This is a genomic window from Bacteroides celer, from assembly GCF_002632415.2.
GTDB lineage: Bacteria > Bacteroidota > Bacteroidia > Bacteroidales > Bacteroidaceae > Bacteroides.
Genome location: NZ_CP178209.1, coordinates 1321211 through 1336439 on the forward strand (window position 1 = coordinate 1321211; position 15229 = coordinate 1336439).

Sequence of the window (15229 nt, forward strand, 5' to 3'; positions counted from 1 at the left end):
TTTAGTATAAATCAATAATAAAGAATATATGAAGAAGTTTTTATTACAGGCTTTTGCTACAGCTTTTTGTTTGAGTAGCGGTGTGTTTGTTGCATCTTGCGATGATGATAATAATCCGGTAGATAATCCTGCGATTGACGGAAATACGGCTTATGTGGTTGCTGCCACATCCGGTGAAGCCAGTTGTCTGGTGGTGGCCAATTCTTTGGATGAGGGAACGGTGTCGACCCAGGGGAATGGAACCGAAGTGATTGGCGGTACATATTGGGTGTATAAAGGATTGGATTATGTCTTTGCCTTAGTTTATAATAAAGGCGGAGCGGGTACGGGAGCTTCTTATTATCTGGGTACCGATGGTAAAATGAAAGAAAAATATACCTATACTTATAACCGTATCACATCTTATGGAACCTGGGGAAATAAAGTAGTGACCGTTTCTACCGGAGATTCGAATATAACGGATGAGGACCAGAATGTGGCTCAAGCTTTATTGTTTAACTATCTGGATGCGACGGATGGTTCCCAGGAAGAAGGTACATTGCTTGCCGAAAACTTCTTGGGTAACGGCGAAAAAGTTTCATGGGCAGGTTTGGTTGAAGCCAACAACAAGATTTATACGTCGGTGATTCCGATGGGGATGAGTAAATACGGTATTAAACAGTGGCCGGACAAAGTGACGGATCAGGAACTTGTGGCTAAAACTGATGGTGGTAGTGGCAGTGGTGCCTATACGGCTGGTGTCATCCCTTCCACACAATATCCGGATTATGCTTATGTAGCAATTTATAGTGGTATTAATTTCAACGAGACACCGGTGATTGCTACGACAGATAAAATAGGTTATGCATGTGGCCGTATGCGTTCACAATATTATCAGACTATCTGGGCTGCTGATAATGGCGATGTGTATGTATTCTCTCCCGGATATGGACGTACGGCTGTTTCGTCTGCCGATTTGAAAAAGGTAACGGGGCAGAAACCTTCCGGTGTGATGCGTATCAAAGCAGGCGCAACAGCTTTCGATCCGGATTATTATGTGAACTTTGAGGAAATAGGAACTCGTCATCCGATTTTCCGTTGCTGGCATATTTCTGAAGATTATTTCCTGCTCCAGTTGTATAAAAACGGTGCGGAAGATATGATTCAGAATGGTAAAGATGCCGATGTCAGTGAATTGGCGGTGTTCAAGGCAGAAGATGAAACAATTATACCCGTTACAGGTTTGCCGGCTGACAGTAAGTTTGGCGGTGAGCCTTATGGAGAAAATGGTTATGCTTATATGGCGGTTACTGTGACTACCGGCGAGAAACCGGCTTTCTATAAGATTGATGCAAAGACGGGTAAAGCAGTCAAAGGTCTGACGGTAAATGCTGATGCCATTACTACGGTAGGTAAGATGGAATACCTTTCTAAATAAATACCGGTTTAGTAGAGAATAGTTTTTAAAGATGAAAGCCTGCCGAGCGGAAAGCTTTGCAGGCTTTTCAAGAATGATAATGAAAACATGAAGAAAATATTCAGAAAGATACATTTGTGGCTTTCCGTCCCTTTCGGGCTGATAATCACTCTGATCTGTTTTTCCGGTGCGATGCTAGTATTTGAGGATGAAGTGAATGAACTGTCTTGTCACGATCTTTACTGCGTGGAAACGGTGAAGGAAGAACCTGTTCCTATCGAAAAGTTGCTTGAAAAAGTGGCATCTGCATTGCCGGATAGTATATCTGTGACCGGTGTCAGTATTTCTTCTGATCCCGAACGGGCTTATCAGGTCAGTCTTTCCAAACCACGCCGTGCCTCTTTATATGTAGATCAGTATACGGGTGAAATAAAAGGTAAAAAAGAACGTAGTAGCTTTTTTATGTTTATGTTCCGGATGCATCGTTGGCTGTTGGATAGTATGAATCCGGGAAATGAAGGAATATTTTGGGGAAAGATGATTGTGGGTGTCAGTACACTGCTATTTGTGGTGGTACTGGTCTCTGGTATTGTCATTTGGTGGCCCCATACACGTAGGGCACTGAAAAACAGTCTGAAAATATCGGCAACAAAAGGTTGGAAAAGATTCTGGTATGACTTGCATGTGGCAGGTGGAATGTATGCTTTGATCTTTTTGTTAGCTATGGCACTGACGGGATTGACATGGTCTTTTCCATGGTACCGGACGGCTTTTTATAAAGTTTTCGGGGTAGAGGTACAACAACGGGCTTCCCATGGAAATGAACAGAAGCATAATGAGCATAAAGGAAATACCGGACTGGCTGATCTGGAAAAGAAAAGGGGAGGAAATGGTAGGCGAAGTGCTGATAAAAGAGAGGGTTCGGAAAGCAATCATAGTGATCGGTATTCTGCGGCTTCACCATTTGCTTGTTGGCAGGAAGTGTATGATAAGCTAAAGCATCAAAATCCGGAATATAAGCAAATTAGTGTTTCTTCCGGTACGGCAAGTGTGTCTTTCGACCGCTTCGGAAATCAGCGTGCGTCTGACCGTTATTCTTTCAATACGGATACTGGTGAATTTACGGAAACAAGTCTTTATCAACATCAAGACAAGTCAGGAAAAATTCGCGGCTGGATTTATTCGGTACATGTCGGCAATTGGGGAGGGATGTTTACCCGCATACTTGCTTTTATTGCTGCTTTGATTGGGGCTGCATTACCACTGACCGGCTATTATTTATGGATAAGCAAATTCATCAGGCAATTAATAGGTACGAAGAAATAAAGGCTGTATAATGGTAGGCCATTGTCAATAATGGCATCTTTACTTTATTTCTATTCCGATTTGAGCAAAATCATACGATTTTGTTTAGAATACATTGTGATTTGTACTCTTTTTATCGTCAATCTGTCAGAATAACACTCAAGTGGTTGAATATCAATTCTATATATCCTGACAATAGATGTTGATAATAGGCTGACAATAAAACATATATACTTTTATTGTCAGTGCTGACTCCTTATCAGGTAGCTTGTTTGCAGGCTGATAAAGTGGGAGGGATAGGAAAAGAAACTGGTATAGTTACGTTGGGATACCGGTATTGTTCTATTAAAGTATCGGTATCATTAATTTCCCACGGCCGTGACAAGATCTTCCCACGGCTGTGGTAGGAACTCTTCACGGCTGTGGGAAGAAGCTACCACGGCCGTGGTGAATTAGCTATATCGGCATCCTAATCGAACAATAGTTACTGTATGATGGAAGTATTGCGTTGTATAACGGTAGTTTAATGGATATTTGTCACGAAAGGTAAGTAGCACTGGAGGATGGGATTCATATATATGAACGCACTTGGTGTTGTAGTTGTCGTTCATCTCTATTATATTATATAAATAAAAGAGCCATGAATAAATGGGTTACTCCATCATTCACAGCTCTTTATCGTCGTATATCAGTAAAAATAAACTTTTTAGAATAAAAAATTAGATCGAAAGCTCTTTCAATACAGTAACAAGGTCTCTCTTGATTGGTTTGTCATTCTTAATAGCCTTGCTGAACGGCACGTAAACGATTTCATCATGTTCGATTCCGATCATAACATTACGTTGGTCTTCCATAATAGCATCGATAGCAGCAGCACCAAGGCGGCTTGCCAGGATACGGTCGTGAGCGGTAGGGCTACCACCACGTTGCAGATGACCTAAAATCGTCACACGTACATCATATTGCGGATATTCGTTTTTCACACGTTCGGCATAATGCATGGCTCCTCCTGTCAGTTCGCTTTCGGCTACCAATACAATGCTACTGTTTTTTGATTTGCGGAATCCGTTTTTGATAAACTCTTCCAGTTGGTCGACTTCCGTACTGAATTCCGGAATAATGGCAGCTTCCGCACCCGAAGCGATAGCTCCGTTCAACGCAAGGAAACCGGCATCACGTCCCATAACTTCAACGAAGAACAAACGTTCATGTGAAGTGGCTGTGTCGCGAATCTTATCTACGGCATCCAATATGGTATTCAATGCAGTATCATATCCGATGGTCGTATCTGTACCATAAAGGTCGTTGTCAATAGTTCCCGGCAGTCCGATACATGGAACATCAAATTCTTGTGCAAAGATACGCGCACCTGTCAGTGAGCCATCTCCACCAATGATAACCAAAGCATCGATGCCTTCTTTTTTCATGTTGTCATAAGCCAACTGACGACCTTCCGGAGTCGTGAACTCTTTACAACGGGCTGTTTTCAGGATAGTACCACCCAACTGGATGATATTACTCACATTCTGACTCTTGAATTCTTTGATTTCACCTGTAACCAGACCTTTATATCCTCTGTATATACCTTTAACTTGCAATCCATTGTAGATGGCTGCACGTGTCACTGCACGTATAGCAGCGTTCATTCCCGGAGCATCACCTCCGGAGGTCAAAATTCCGATACACTTAACTGTTCCCATATAACAATCTCTCATTAATTAGTTTGACGCGGCAAATGTACAACAAAAAGTTGAAAGCAGTGGTTATGAAGTTTTTTTTCGTAAGAAGAAAACATTAAAAATGTTCAAATGACCTTTTTCCGCTTTCCTTTTATTCGTTCATGTTACTTTGCCGTTTCCTTATGTTGCTTTGCTATTATTCTTTGTCAGAATAAAGCTGCTATTCTTTGATGAGCGTCCGAATGTGATTGTAAATCTTCTCCATCAACCATTTAGGAGTAGAAGTCGCACCACATACGCCAATTGAATTTACGTTTTGAAGGAGAGAAGGATCTATTTCTTTTTCGTTATCTATCAAATGTGAATTGGTATTCACCTTCAAACATTCTTCGAACAGCATTTTTCCGTTTGAACTCTTTTTGCCGCTGACGAAAAATATCAAATCGTGTGTAGCCGCAAATTCCCGAAGCTTAGGCATCCGGTTGGCAACCTGACGACAGATAGTATCATAATATTCGAAAGTCGCTTCCGGTGAAATATGTTGCTTGAAGTATTCCACGATTTCCTGAAACTCGTCCAGTGACTTGGTAGTCTGTGAGAAAAGACGGATGCTTTTGTTTAAATCTAACTTTTTGGCTTCTTCTGCCTTTTCGATGACAATTGCTTTTCCATCTGTTTGACCCACCAATCCCAGCACTTCAGCATGGCCGCTTTTGCCGTATATGACAATTTGTTTTTCTTTGTCACTGTCTGCCAGATACCCTTGTCTGATACGTTTTTGTAAACGTAATACTACGGGACAGGTCGCATCGATAATTTCTATATTATTTTCACGGGCAATCATGTAAGTTTCCGGTGGCTCTCCATGTGCGCGAAGCAATACTTTGGCATTCTTTAGTTGCTTGAATTCTTCCCGGTTGATTGTGATTAATCCCATCGTTTTAAGCCTTTCCACTTCCCGGCTATTGTGTACAATATCTCCGAGACAATAGAGGGTCTCTCCCTTTGCCAACTCCTCTTCTGCCTTATGAATGGCTGTCACCACACCAAAGCAGAAGCCGGAACCTTCGTCTATCTCTACCTTGATCATAAAGCAAACTATTTACTTACCTTATTAAATTGTCCGAAAAGCCATTCCTTTTGCTCTTCAATCGATAAGTGGGTATTATCCAGAAGCAGAGCATCTTCAGCTTTGCGAAGCGGACTTACTTCCCGGTTCTGGTCGATATAATCCCGTTGTTTCACGTTTGCCAGAATTTCATCGAAGCTGGCTTCCTGTCCTTTTGCTTTCAGTTCGTCATAACGGCGTTGAGCACGGATTTCGGGAGTAGCGGTTACAAATATTTTCAGTTCCGCATCCGGGAAAACGGTAGTTCCTATATCCCGGCCATCCATAACAATGCCCTTTTCCTTTCCCATAGCCTGTTGCTGAGCTACCATTGCTTCACGTACGAAGTCGAGCGTACTAATAGGGCTCACTTTGGAAGAAACCTCCATCGAACGGATTTTATTCTCTACATTCACACCGTTAAGATAAGTGTCGGGACGTCCGGTTTCCTTATTCAGCCGGAACGATATATGAATGTCCTTAATTTCTTTTTTTAGCCTCTCCGTATCAATAACGTCTCCGTCGAAAATTCCGTTTTCTATACTATATAAGGTGACCGCACGATACATGGCTCCGCTGTCAATGTAAATGTAGCCCACTTCACGAGCCAGATCTTTAGCCATTGTGCTTTTTCCGCAAGAGGAAAAACCATCGATTGCAATTGTTATCTTTTTCATATTCAGTTCATCTGATTTGTCCGCCAAAGATACGGTAAATTTGAAAATCAACCATAAGTTTGCCGTTAAAAGGAGCAAGACAAGTACGAAAGAATTAAAAAAGTTAAAAAGCCGGATAAAAAGAGGTAAAGAGGGGAACGAATACATGAAAATGTACTATATTTGCCCGGAGACACATGGAAGGACACTTTTTTTTAATCATTATATTAATAAATTTATGGAAGTTAAAAAATCACCCAAAGCAGACCTGGAAGGCAAGAAGTCTACATGGTTGCTCATTGGTTACGTGGTAGTTCTAGCTTTCATGTTCGTGGCGTTCGAATGGACCCAACGTGACGTGAAGATTGATACAAGCCAGGCAGTAGCTGATGTCGTGTTTGAAGAGGAAATTATTCCTATTACCGAAACCCCTGAACAAGCAGCTCCACCACCACCTGAAGCTCCAAAAGTAGCAGAATTGCTGGAGATTGTGGATGATAAAGCTGATATTGAGGAAACAACAACTATTATCAATGAAGATAATCAAGCTCGTGTAGAAGTAAAATATGTGCCTGTACAAGTGGTTGAAGAAGAACCGGAAGAACAGACTATTTTCGAGGTTGTAGAAAATATGCCGGACTTCCCGGGCGGACAAGCAGCTTTGATGCAGTATCTGGCAAAAAATATTAAATATCCGACTATCGCACAGGAAAACGGAACTCAAGGACGTGTTATCGTACAGTTCGTTGTTAACAGAGACGGTAGTATCGTAGATGCGAAGGTTGTACGTAGCGTCGACCCGTATCTGGATAAAGAAGCCCTCCGTGTGATTAATACCATGCCGAAGTGGAAACCAGGTATGCAGCGCGGAAAACCGGTACGTGTTAAATTTACAGTTCCTGTGATGTTTAGATTGCAGTAATTTGTAACACTATAAATGGAGAGGCTGCTTTCGGCAGCCTCTTTTTATTCATTAATTTTTTTATTCATCATGTTTACAGCTTCTCAATTACTCGATAAGATAAATAATCATATTTCTGAAATCCAGTTTACCCGGACGCCGAAAGGACTTTATGAACCGATTGAATATATCCTTTCTCTGGGTGGGAAGCGGATACGTCCTGTATTAATGTTGATGGGATATAACTTGTATCGGGAGGATGTTGCGTCTATATACGATCCTGCCACTGCGATTGAAGTTTACCACAATCACACCTTGTTGCATGATGATTTGATGGATCGTTCGGATGTGCGCAGAGGGAAACCTACCGTGCACAAGGTCTGGAATGATAATACTGCTGTACTTTCGGGAGATGCTATGTTGATTCTGGCATTTCGGTATATGACGGGTTGTCCACCGGAACACCTGAAAGAAGTGATGGATTTATTCAGTTTGACTACACTCGAAATCTGTGAAGGACAGCAACTGGATATGGAATTTGAATCTCGCTGTGACGTTACAGAAGACGAATACATTGAAATGATTCGTTTGAAAACAGCCGTGTTGCTTGCGGGTAGTCTTAAAATAGGTGCAATTCTGGCAGGAGCGACTGCTGAAGATGCAGAAAATCTATATAATTTTGGAATGCATATTGGAGTAGCATTCCAGTTACAGGATGATTTGTTGGATGTATATGGTGATCCGGAAGTGTTCGGGAAGAAGATAGGTGGAGACATCCTCTGCAATAAAAAAACATATATGCTTATCAAAGCACTGAACCGTGCGGATGAAAAGCAGCATGCTGAATTGAATCGTTGGTTGAATGCGGAGGCTTTTCAACCTTCTGAAAAAATCGAAGCGGTAACTGAAATCTATAATCAGTTGAATATCCGCAATATTTGTGAAAGCAAAATGCGTGAATATTATACGTTCGCTATGGAAAGTCTGGCGGCGGTAGCTGTTGCGGAAGACAGAAAAAAAGAACTGAAGAATCTGGTGAAATTATTAATGTATCGTGAAATGTAGTTAAGTATCGGAGATATGCCTTATAGACGACTACCAAATACTGATCAAGCAAGAGTTCGGGCGCTGAAAGCGGCTGTCGAAAAGGGAGAGATGTATAATGTGCGTGACTTGGCTATTACATTGAAGACATTATTTGAAGCGCGTAACTTTTTGCATCGGTTTGAGGCAGCGCAAATTTATTATACCCAGTGCTACGATAATCAGTCGCGTGCCAGCCGTAAACACCAGATGAATGTGAAGACTGCCCGGCTGTATATCTCTCATTTTATTCAGGTGCTCAATTTGGCAGTGCTTCGTGATGAAATCAAGGTGGCACATAAAGAGTTATATGGCTTGCCTGCTTCCAATACCGTACCGGACCTGTTGAGTGAAGCCTCTCTGGTAGAGTGGGGGAAGAAAATAATCGAAGGCGAACAATTAAGGACCACTCAAGGTGGCATACCTATTTATAATCCGACTATTGCACGCGTAAAAGTGCATTATGATATTTTTCTGGAAAGCTATGAACGGCAGAAGAACTATCAGGCATTAACCAATCGTAGTCTTGATGAACTGGCGTCTATGCGTGACCGTGCCGATGAATTGATTTTGGATATCTGGAATCAGGTAGAAGCCAAATACCAGGATGTCACTCCCAATGATACCCGATTAGAAAAATGCCGCGACTATGGACTGATATATTATTATCGCTCCAGCGAAAAAATAAAAGAAGAAAAAGAAATATCATGTTGATCGATACTCATTCTCATCTTTTTGTTGAAGAATTTACCGAAGACCTGCCTTTGGTGATGGAACGTGCGCAGAAAGCGGGAGTTTCCTATATTTTTATGCCCAATATAGACAGTACGACCATTGATGCTATGTTGTCGGTTTGTAGGGATTATCCGGGATTTTGCTATCCGATGATCGGACTGCACCCTACTTCTGTCAATGAATCGTATGAACAGGAATTAGCGATTGTTCACAAATACTTGTCGACTTCCCGTGAGTTTGTGGCTATCGGAGAAATAGGTCTTGATCTTTATTGGGACAAGACTTTTCTGAAAGAGCAAATCTTGGTTTTTGAAAAGCAAATAGAGTGGGCGCTGGAATATGGTCTTCCCATTGTAATCCATTCAAGAGAAGCGTTTGAATATATATATAAGGTAATGGAACCCTATAAAAATACCTCTTTGACCGGCATTTTTCATAGTTTTACCGGGACATCGGAAGAAGCGGCGAAATTGTTGGAATTTGAAGGATTTATGTTAGGTATCAATGGAGTTGTAACTTTCAAGAAATCGACTTTGCCGGAGGCATTGACGACTGTTCCTTTAGAGCGCATTGTGCTCGAAACCGATTCTCCCTATTTGGCTCCCGTGCCGAACCGGGGAAAGAGAAATGAAAGTGCCAATGTGAGAGACACACTCATGAAGGTGGCTGATATTTATCAGAGGGATCCGGAGTACGTGGCACAGGTCACTTCTGTGAATGCGCTAAAAGTGTTCGGAATCCGCAAATAAGGTTCGAAAGGTTTTAAATTATATTAATTTGCCGTATTTATTCGAGATAAAAGAGGGAGAATGCTTCTTGAAAAGAAAAAAAAGAATACATTTGTAGCTGAAAATGCTGAAAACTCAGAGGGAGAGATGCTCGAGTGGTTGAAGAGGCACGCCTGGAAAGCGTGTATACGCCAAAAGCGTATCCGGGGTTCGAATCCCCGTCTCTCCGCAGAAATGAAAGAGAGATGAGAAGTAAATACAATAATAATAATCAATTAATTAATCTTAAAAATTAGACACACAATGAAAAAGTTATTTGCAATTGTTGCTGTGATTGGGGCCTTCACTTTTGGCTCAATTCAACTTGCTCAGGCTCAAGACGCTCCTGCAGCAGAACAAACTGAACAACAAGCTGCTCCTGCCGCTGAAGCTACTACAGCTGCTGCTCCTGCTGCAGAAGAGGGTGGTATTCACAAGGAAATCAAAGTTAAATTCATCGAAGGTACTGCATCTTTCATGAGTTTGGTAGCTATCGCTTTGGTGATCGGTTTGGCTTTCTGTATTGAACGTATCATTTATTTGAGTTTGGCTGAAATCAACACAAAAAAATTCATGGCATCTATCGAAGCTGCTTTGGAAAAAGGTGATGTTGAAGCTGCTAAAGACATTGCTCGTAACACCAGAGGCCCGGTTGCTTCTATCTACTACCAAGGTTTGATGAGAATCGATCAAGGTATCGACGTAGTTGAGAAGTCAGTTGTATCTTATGGTGGTGTACAGGCAGGTTACCTTGAAAAAGGATGTTCTTGGATCACACTGTTTATCGCAATGGCTCCGTCACTCGGATTCTTGGGTACTGTAATCGGTATGGTGCAGGCATTTGATAAAATCCAGCAGGTAGGTGATATCTCTCCGACGGTTGTTGCAGGTGGTATGAAAGTTGCCTTGATTACAACTATCTTCGGTTTGATCGTAGCATTGATCCTTCAGGTATTCTATAACTACGTACTTTCTAAAATTGAGGCTCTTACAAGTGAAATGGAAGATTCTTCTATCTCTTTGCTTGATATGGTAATCAAATATAACTTGAAATACAAAAAATAATCTGAAATGAGTAAGTTAACATATAGAATATCGTATTACGTACTGTATGCGATGTTTGCCATCATTCTAATCGTTATGGGCGTGTTCTTCTTAGGGGGAGATGCCACTGGCGATGCCTTGATTCCGGGGGTAGATCCCGAGATGTGGCAACCGGCTCAAACAGACGCCTTACTCTATCTGATGTACGTTTTGTTTGGTATAGCCATTGCAGCCACAGTTATTGCTGCTGTATTCCAATTTGGTGCAGCTTTGAAAGATAATCCGGCAAGCGCTATCAAGTCTTTACTTGGTTTGGTTCTTTTAGTTGTTGTTTTAATTGTAGCTTGGGCTATGGGTGATGGAACACCGATGCAGATACAGGGCTATGATGGTACAGACAACGTTCCTTTCTGGCTAAAAGTAACTGATATGTTCCTTTATGCTATTTACATCTTGTTGTTTGTGACAGTTGTTGCAATCATCGTGAGTGGTATAAAGAAAAAATTATCATAACCAATTGAGAATACTCAATTAAATAAGTAATTACAATGGCAAGAGGAAAAAGAAAAGTTCCTGATATTAACTCAAGTTCTACGGCGGATATTGCTTTCTTGTTGCTGATCTTCTTCTTGATTACAACATCAATGGATACGGACCGTGGTTTGGCAAGACTTTTGCCTCCACCACCCGAAGATCAAGACCAACAGAACACAGATAAGATCAAAGAACGTAACGTCTTACAGGTATACCTGAATAAGGATGATGCCTTGATGTGCGGAAATGATTATATCGGTGTTGATGAGCTAAGAGAAAGAGCTAAAGAATTTATTGCTAATGTTGCTAATGCAGAACACATGCCTGAAAAAACACAGAAGAATGTAGAATTCTTCGGCACATATCTGGTTAATGACAAGCACGTAATTTCTTTGCAGAATGACCGTGGATCTTCTTATCAGGCATATATCAGTGTGCAGAACGAATTGGTGGCTGCATACAATGAATTGAGAGACGAGTTGGCTCAGGAAAAATGGCAAAAGACATATGCGGAATTGAATGACGATCAACAAAAGGCGATTCGTGAAATTTATCCGCAGAGAATTTCTGAGGCAGAACCTAAAAAGTACGGAGATAAAAAGAAGTAAGTAATGGGAAAATTTAATAAGACTGGTAAACGTGAAATGCCGGCATTGAATACTTCTTCGTTGCCTGATCTTATCTTTACTTTGTTGTTCTTCTTTATGATTGTAACAACGATGCGTGAGGTAACATTAAAGGTGCAGTTTACACTTCCGCAAGGTACTGAACTCGAAAAACTGGAGAAGAAATCGCTGGTAACATTCATCTATGTAGGGGAACCTACACAAGAATATCGCGCGAAAATGGGTACTGAAAGTCGTATTCAGCTCAACGACAGCTATGCTGAAGTTGGTGAAGTACAAGACTTCATTTTCCAGGAACGTGCAAGTATGAATGAAGGTGATGCAGCTAAAATGACTGTGTCTCTGAAAGTAGATCAAAAGACAAAGATGGGTATTATTACTGACGTAAAAAATGCTCTTAGAAAATCTTATGCTTTGAAGATTAACTATTCGGCTACGAAACGTGGTGAGAAGTAATTAGTTAATTTAATATATAAAAAGAAAGGGTGTCCAATCTGTTTGGATACCCTTTCTTTTTATATGCAAATGTTGCACTGTATTGGAATATAGCCACTTTATATGTTCTTAAATAGAAGCCTTTAAGATAAAAAAGAATAAAATAATCGTAATTAGGTATGATAAAATTCACTTTCAATAGGAATTATATATAATTTTGTAGCTGTTTTTATTATTTATAATATAATTAAAATAATTTTGATTGTGAATAAGTTAGTTGCAAAGAAGGCGTTTCTTTTGCTGGTACTAGCGTGCGCAATGTTAGTGACGGTAGAACCGATTTACGCAAAGAAGAAAAAAAACACGAAAACTACGAAGAAAGAGTCTCCCTACGAGAAAATTTTTAAAGGGAAAAAAGATGAAGTGAAAAAAGGAGTGATAACTCTTCATAAGATTGAAGGAAAAATCTTATTTGAGTTCCCTCTTACCCTTCAGAATCGCGAGATGCTTCTAGGATCGACAGTTTCAGAGATTAGTGACAATGGAAATGCATTGGTTGGGCAAAAAATTAAAAAGCCCCTGCACATTAAGTTCGCATTACGCGATAGTGTGATGGAGATGCGCGAAGTGAGTAACTTTGCACGTCGCCCGATCTTTTCTACGAGTAAGGATGAGTCCATAAAACAGGCAATGAAGAAAGGAATCGGAGAGCCTGTAATGGAAGGATTCAAAGTGATGGCGTATAATGCAGATAGTACAGCTGTAGTATTCGACATGACGGATTTTCTGGTGAGCGATAATAAGCGCATGGCTATTTTTGACCCTTATGGTAAGAAGACAATGTTTGGTGCTTGTGTGCGCCGGGCAACTTTCAAAAAAGAGCTCTCTTATGTCGATCAGATAAAATCATTTGATGATAACATATCGGTAACATCCAGTTTAAGCTATTTGCAGGATTTACTTTATATGGGCATTGTTGCAATTGCCTATCAGGAACCTGTTACGGTAAAAGTAAACCGGTCATTTGTTTTGCTGCCGGAGACTCCCGAAATGATGCCGCGTATGGCTGATCCGCGCATTGGCTATTTTACTTCAAATAAGGAAGAGATTGCTGATGATTATGACGGAGTGAAAATGAATACTTATGCTAATAAGTGGAATGTATATCCTAAAGATGTAGAAGCTTACAAGCGAGGAGAACTTGTTGAACCTACGCAACCTATTCTTTTTTATATTGACGATGCTTTCCCTGAAGAATGGAAAAAGGGTATTCATGAAGGGGTGTTGGTATGGAATAAAGCTTTTGAACGTATTGGCTTTAAGAATGTAATGCAGGTGAAAGACTTCCCGAAAGATGATCCTGAATTTGATCCGGCTAATATTAAGTATAACTGCATTAATTATGCTCCGATCGGAATCGTGAATGCGATGGGACCATCATGGATTGATCCCAGAAACAGTCAGATTATTAATGCTTCTGTATTTGTATATCATGATGTTATTCAGTTGGTGAATGATATGCGATTTGTGCAAACGGCACAAGTTGATCCAAGAGTGCGGACTCCCAAACTTCCTCAGGATGTATTGGACGAGAGTTTGCGCTATATCATATCTCATGAGGTAAGGGCACTGTCTGGGATTGATGCACAATATGGGATCTTCTTTTGCTTATGCAACAGAATCGTATCGTGATCCTGTGTTTATGAAAGAGCATGGCACTACTCCATCTATTATGGACTATGCCCGTTTTAATTATATTGCACAACCCGAAGATAAAGATGTATGTCTTACTCCTCCGGTATTAGGTACTTATGATTATTATGCCATTAAGTGGGGATATACAGTATTTCCGGAAGCAAAAACTACTGAAGAAGAGGTTCCTTATTTAGAAAGTATTATTAAGAGTAAAATCGGGGATTTGGAATATAGATATGGGAAACAACAGTTAGGTTATGGTGTTTTTGACCCGACTTCTTTATCGGAAGATATCAGTAATGATGCTATGAAGGCAGGTGCTTATGGCATTAAGAACCTGAAATATATATTAGGCAATTTCAATACATGGCTGAATGATAAGGATCCTGATTTTACCTATCGAGATCATCTTTATGATGCATTGGTTTCGCAGTATGTGCGTTATCTGAATAATGCCTGGGCAAATGTGGGTGGTTTCTTTATCAATGAACATTATGTCGGCGATCCGTATAATACATCAGAAGTGATTCCTCACGATATGCAGAAGCGTGCTGTTCAGTTTGTTTTGAATGAATTAAAGAACATTGACTGGATAGATAATCCTGATGTAGTAAAGAATCTGACTTTTGACGGTTCAATGTCCCGTTCCATCCTGAAATCGATGAGTAAGAAAATTCTGAATACAAAACGTGTTTCATTGGCTGCTTACCGTGATTCTTCCGCATATTCTCCACAGGAATATTTGGATGATATTTATACCATTTTATGGGAATCGACTATTAAAAATGTGGAACCAACCGAATCCGAACGTATTTTGCAGACAGAAGTATTGATGGGTATTATTCGTAATGCTGATCCGCTGACAAAGAAAGACGAGATTGATGAAGTCTTGTTTGCGGATTTGAAACAAGCTGCCCAGACAGGTGCTTTACAGTTGCCGGCTAATACGGATTTACCTCTGTTCCAGCTGTTTGAAGTATATAAACATTTGACAGAGCAGGGAGATGCAGATTGTTGTGTAGATGCAGGACATTATTACCAGACTGCTAACGCAATGAAAAAGATAAATGAATATGCAGGCTTTGACTATATCTATTATGTGCTTAATACTTCCAATAATAATCAGAATCATCTGTATTTTGATTTATTGACGCGTATAAAGAATATAGTGGAAAAGCGTAAGAATTCAGGTTCCTATGCAACCCGCTCTCACTATGAATATTTATTGTCTATCATTAATGACTTTGAAAAGGCAAAATAAAAAT

Annotated in this window: 15 protein-coding genes and 1 tRNA gene; 13 read left to right on the forward strand and 3 right to left on the reverse strand. The window is 40.5% G+C overall.

All coding sequences use genetic code 11. The features are described 5' to 3' along the window. Positions 1–28: 28 nt before the first annotated feature. Positions 29–1417: a DUF4374 domain-containing protein gene (locus CJF29_RS04880; RefSeq protein ID WP_099146820.1), complete on the forward strand. Its 1389-nt coding sequence runs from the start codon at positions 29–31 to the stop codon at positions 1415–1417. Positions 1418–1504: 87 nt separating this feature from the next. Beyond that, positions 1505–2722, forward strand: coding sequence for a PepSY-associated TM helix domain-containing protein (locus tag CJF29_RS04885; protein ID WP_099146819.1), 1218 nt, complete (start codon positions 1505–1507; stop codon positions 2720–2722). Positions 2723–3420: 698 nt separating this feature from the next. Here the strand turns inward: CJF29_RS04885 and pfkA are convergent. The 3 genes from pfkA to cmk all read right to left on the reverse strand — a co-directional run bounded on the left by pfkA (position 3421) and on the right by cmk (position 6312). Then, positions 3421–4401, reverse strand: a complete 981-nt coding sequence (pfkA, locus tag CJF29_RS04890; RefSeq protein ID WP_004297914.1) for a 6-phosphofructokinase — start codon at positions 4399–4401, stop codon at positions 3421–3423. A 199-nt stretch (positions 4402–4600) separates the two neighbouring features. Then, complete coding sequence (locus tag CJF29_RS04895) at positions 4601–5470, reverse strand: 4-hydroxy-3-methylbut-2-enyl diphosphate reductase (protein WP_008998817.1); 870 nt, start codon at positions 5468–5470, stop codon at positions 4601–4603. A gap of 8 nt (positions 5471–5478) precedes the next feature. After that, complete coding sequence (gene cmk, locus CJF29_RS04900; protein ID WP_176553145.1) at positions 5479–6312, reverse strand: (d)CMP kinase; 834 nt, start codon at positions 6310–6312, stop codon at positions 5479–5481. Positions 6313–6382: 70 nt separating this feature from the next. Here cmk and CJF29_RS04905 point away from each other — a divergent pair, with 70 nt between their 5' ends. From CJF29_RS04905 to CJF29_RS04955, 11 genes are all read left to right on the forward strand, one after another. After that, on the forward strand, positions 6383–7066 hold the full coding sequence (locus CJF29_RS04905; protein ID WP_099146830.1) for an energy transducer TonB: 684 nt from the start codon (positions 6383–6385) through the stop codon (positions 7064–7066). A gap of 69 nt (positions 7067–7135) precedes the next feature. Beyond that, on the forward strand, positions 7136–8110 hold the full coding sequence (locus tag CJF29_RS04910) for a polyprenyl synthetase family protein (RefSeq protein WP_004306794.1): 975 nt from the start codon (positions 7136–7138) through the stop codon (positions 8108–8110). Positions 8111–8125: 15 nt separating this feature from the next. Then, positions 8126–8842, forward strand: coding sequence for a hypothetical protein (locus tag CJF29_RS04915; protein ID WP_004297925.1), 717 nt, complete (start codon positions 8126–8128; stop codon positions 8840–8842). Beyond that, positions 8836–9612 (forward strand): TatD family hydrolase, encoded by a 777-nt coding sequence (locus tag CJF29_RS04920; protein WP_004327306.1) that lies wholly within the window; start codon positions 8836–8838, stop codon positions 9610–9612. The genes CJF29_RS04915 and CJF29_RS04920 overlap by 7 nt, the downstream gene beginning before the upstream one ends. A gap of 120 nt (positions 9613–9732) precedes the next feature. Then, positions 9733–9820: transfer RNA gene (locus tag CJF29_RS04925), tRNA-Ser, on the forward strand. 74 nt (positions 9821–9894) lie between these two features. Beyond that, positions 9895–10695: a MotA/TolQ/ExbB proton channel family protein gene (locus CJF29_RS04930; protein WP_004312432.1), complete on the forward strand. Its 801-nt coding sequence runs from the start codon at positions 9895–9897 to the stop codon at positions 10693–10695. A gap of 6 nt (positions 10696–10701) precedes the next feature. After that, positions 10702–11187, forward strand: a complete 486-nt coding sequence (locus CJF29_RS04935) for a hypothetical protein (RefSeq protein WP_008998811.1) — start codon at positions 10702–10704, stop codon at positions 11185–11187. 35 nt (positions 11188–11222) lie between these two features. Further along, positions 11223–11816 carry an ExbD/TolR family protein gene (locus CJF29_RS04940; RefSeq protein WP_008998810.1) on the forward strand — a complete coding sequence of 198 codons (594 nt, stop codon included), beginning with the start codon at positions 11223–11225 and terminating at the stop codon, positions 11814–11816. Between the two features lie 3 nt (positions 11817–11819). Beyond that, positions 11820–12290 (forward strand): ExbD/TolR family protein, encoded by a 471-nt coding sequence (locus CJF29_RS04945; RefSeq protein WP_004315772.1) that lies wholly within the window; start codon positions 11820–11822, stop codon positions 12288–12290. A gap of 243 nt (positions 12291–12533) precedes the next feature. Next, positions 12534–13961, forward strand: a complete 1428-nt coding sequence (locus CJF29_RS04950; RefSeq protein ID WP_255299385.1) for a DUF5117 domain-containing protein — start codon at positions 12534–12536, stop codon at positions 13959–13961. Then, positions 13921–15225: a zinc-dependent metalloprotease gene (locus tag CJF29_RS04955; protein ID WP_255299384.1), complete on the forward strand. Its 1305-nt coding sequence runs from the start codon at positions 13921–13923 to the stop codon at positions 15223–15225. Before CJF29_RS04950 ends, CJF29_RS04955 begins: the two co-directional genes overlap by 41 nt. The last annotated feature ends 4 nt before the right edge of the window (positions 15226–15229 follow it).

Excerpts from the sequence above, each read along its gene's own strand:
- CJF29_RS04880 (WP_099146820.1), top strand. The coding sequence starts at position 29 with ATGAAGAAGTTTTTATTACAGGCTTTTGCTACAGCTTTTTGTTTGAGT.
- CJF29_RS04885 (WP_099146819.1), top strand. The coding sequence starts at position 1,505 with ATGAAGAAAATATTCAGAAAGATACATTTGTGGCTTTCCGTCCCTTTC.
- pfkA (WP_004297914.1), bottom strand. The coding sequence starts at position 4,401 with ATGGGAACAGTTAAGTGTATCGGAATTTTGACCTCCGGAGGTGATGCT.
- CJF29_RS04895 (WP_008998817.1), bottom strand. The coding sequence starts at position 5,470 with ATGATCAAGGTAGAGATAGACGAAGGTTCCGGCTTCTGCTTTGGTGTG.
- cmk (WP_176553145.1), bottom strand. The coding sequence starts at position 6,312 with ATGTATTCGTTCCCCTCTTTACCTCTTTTTATCCGGCTTTTTAACTTT.
- CJF29_RS04905 (WP_099146830.1), top strand. The coding sequence starts at position 6,383 with ATGGAAGTTAAAAAATCACCCAAAGCAGACCTGGAAGGCAAGAAGTCT.
- CJF29_RS04910 (WP_004306794.1), top strand. The coding sequence starts at position 7,136 with ATGTTTACAGCTTCTCAATTACTCGATAAGATAAATAATCATATTTCT.
- CJF29_RS04915 (WP_004297925.1), top strand. The coding sequence starts at position 8,126 with ATGCCTTATAGACGACTACCAAATACTGATCAAGCAAGAGTTCGGGCG.
- CJF29_RS04920 (WP_004327306.1), top strand. The coding sequence starts at position 8,836 with ATGTTGATCGATACTCATTCTCATCTTTTTGTTGAAGAATTTACCGAA.
- CJF29_RS04930 (WP_004312432.1), top strand. The coding sequence starts at position 9,895 with ATGAAAAAGTTATTTGCAATTGTTGCTGTGATTGGGGCCTTCACTTTT.
- CJF29_RS04935 (WP_008998811.1), top strand. The coding sequence starts at position 10,702 with ATGAGTAAGTTAACATATAGAATATCGTATTACGTACTGTATGCGATG.
- CJF29_RS04940 (WP_008998810.1), top strand. The coding sequence starts at position 11,223 with ATGGCAAGAGGAAAAAGAAAAGTTCCTGATATTAACTCAAGTTCTACG.
- CJF29_RS04945 (WP_004315772.1), top strand. The coding sequence starts at position 11,820 with ATGGGAAAATTTAATAAGACTGGTAAACGTGAAATGCCGGCATTGAAT.
- CJF29_RS04955 (WP_255299384.1), top strand. The coding sequence starts at position 13,921 with ATGGGATCTTCTTTTGCTTATGCAACAGAATCGTATCGTGATCCTGTG.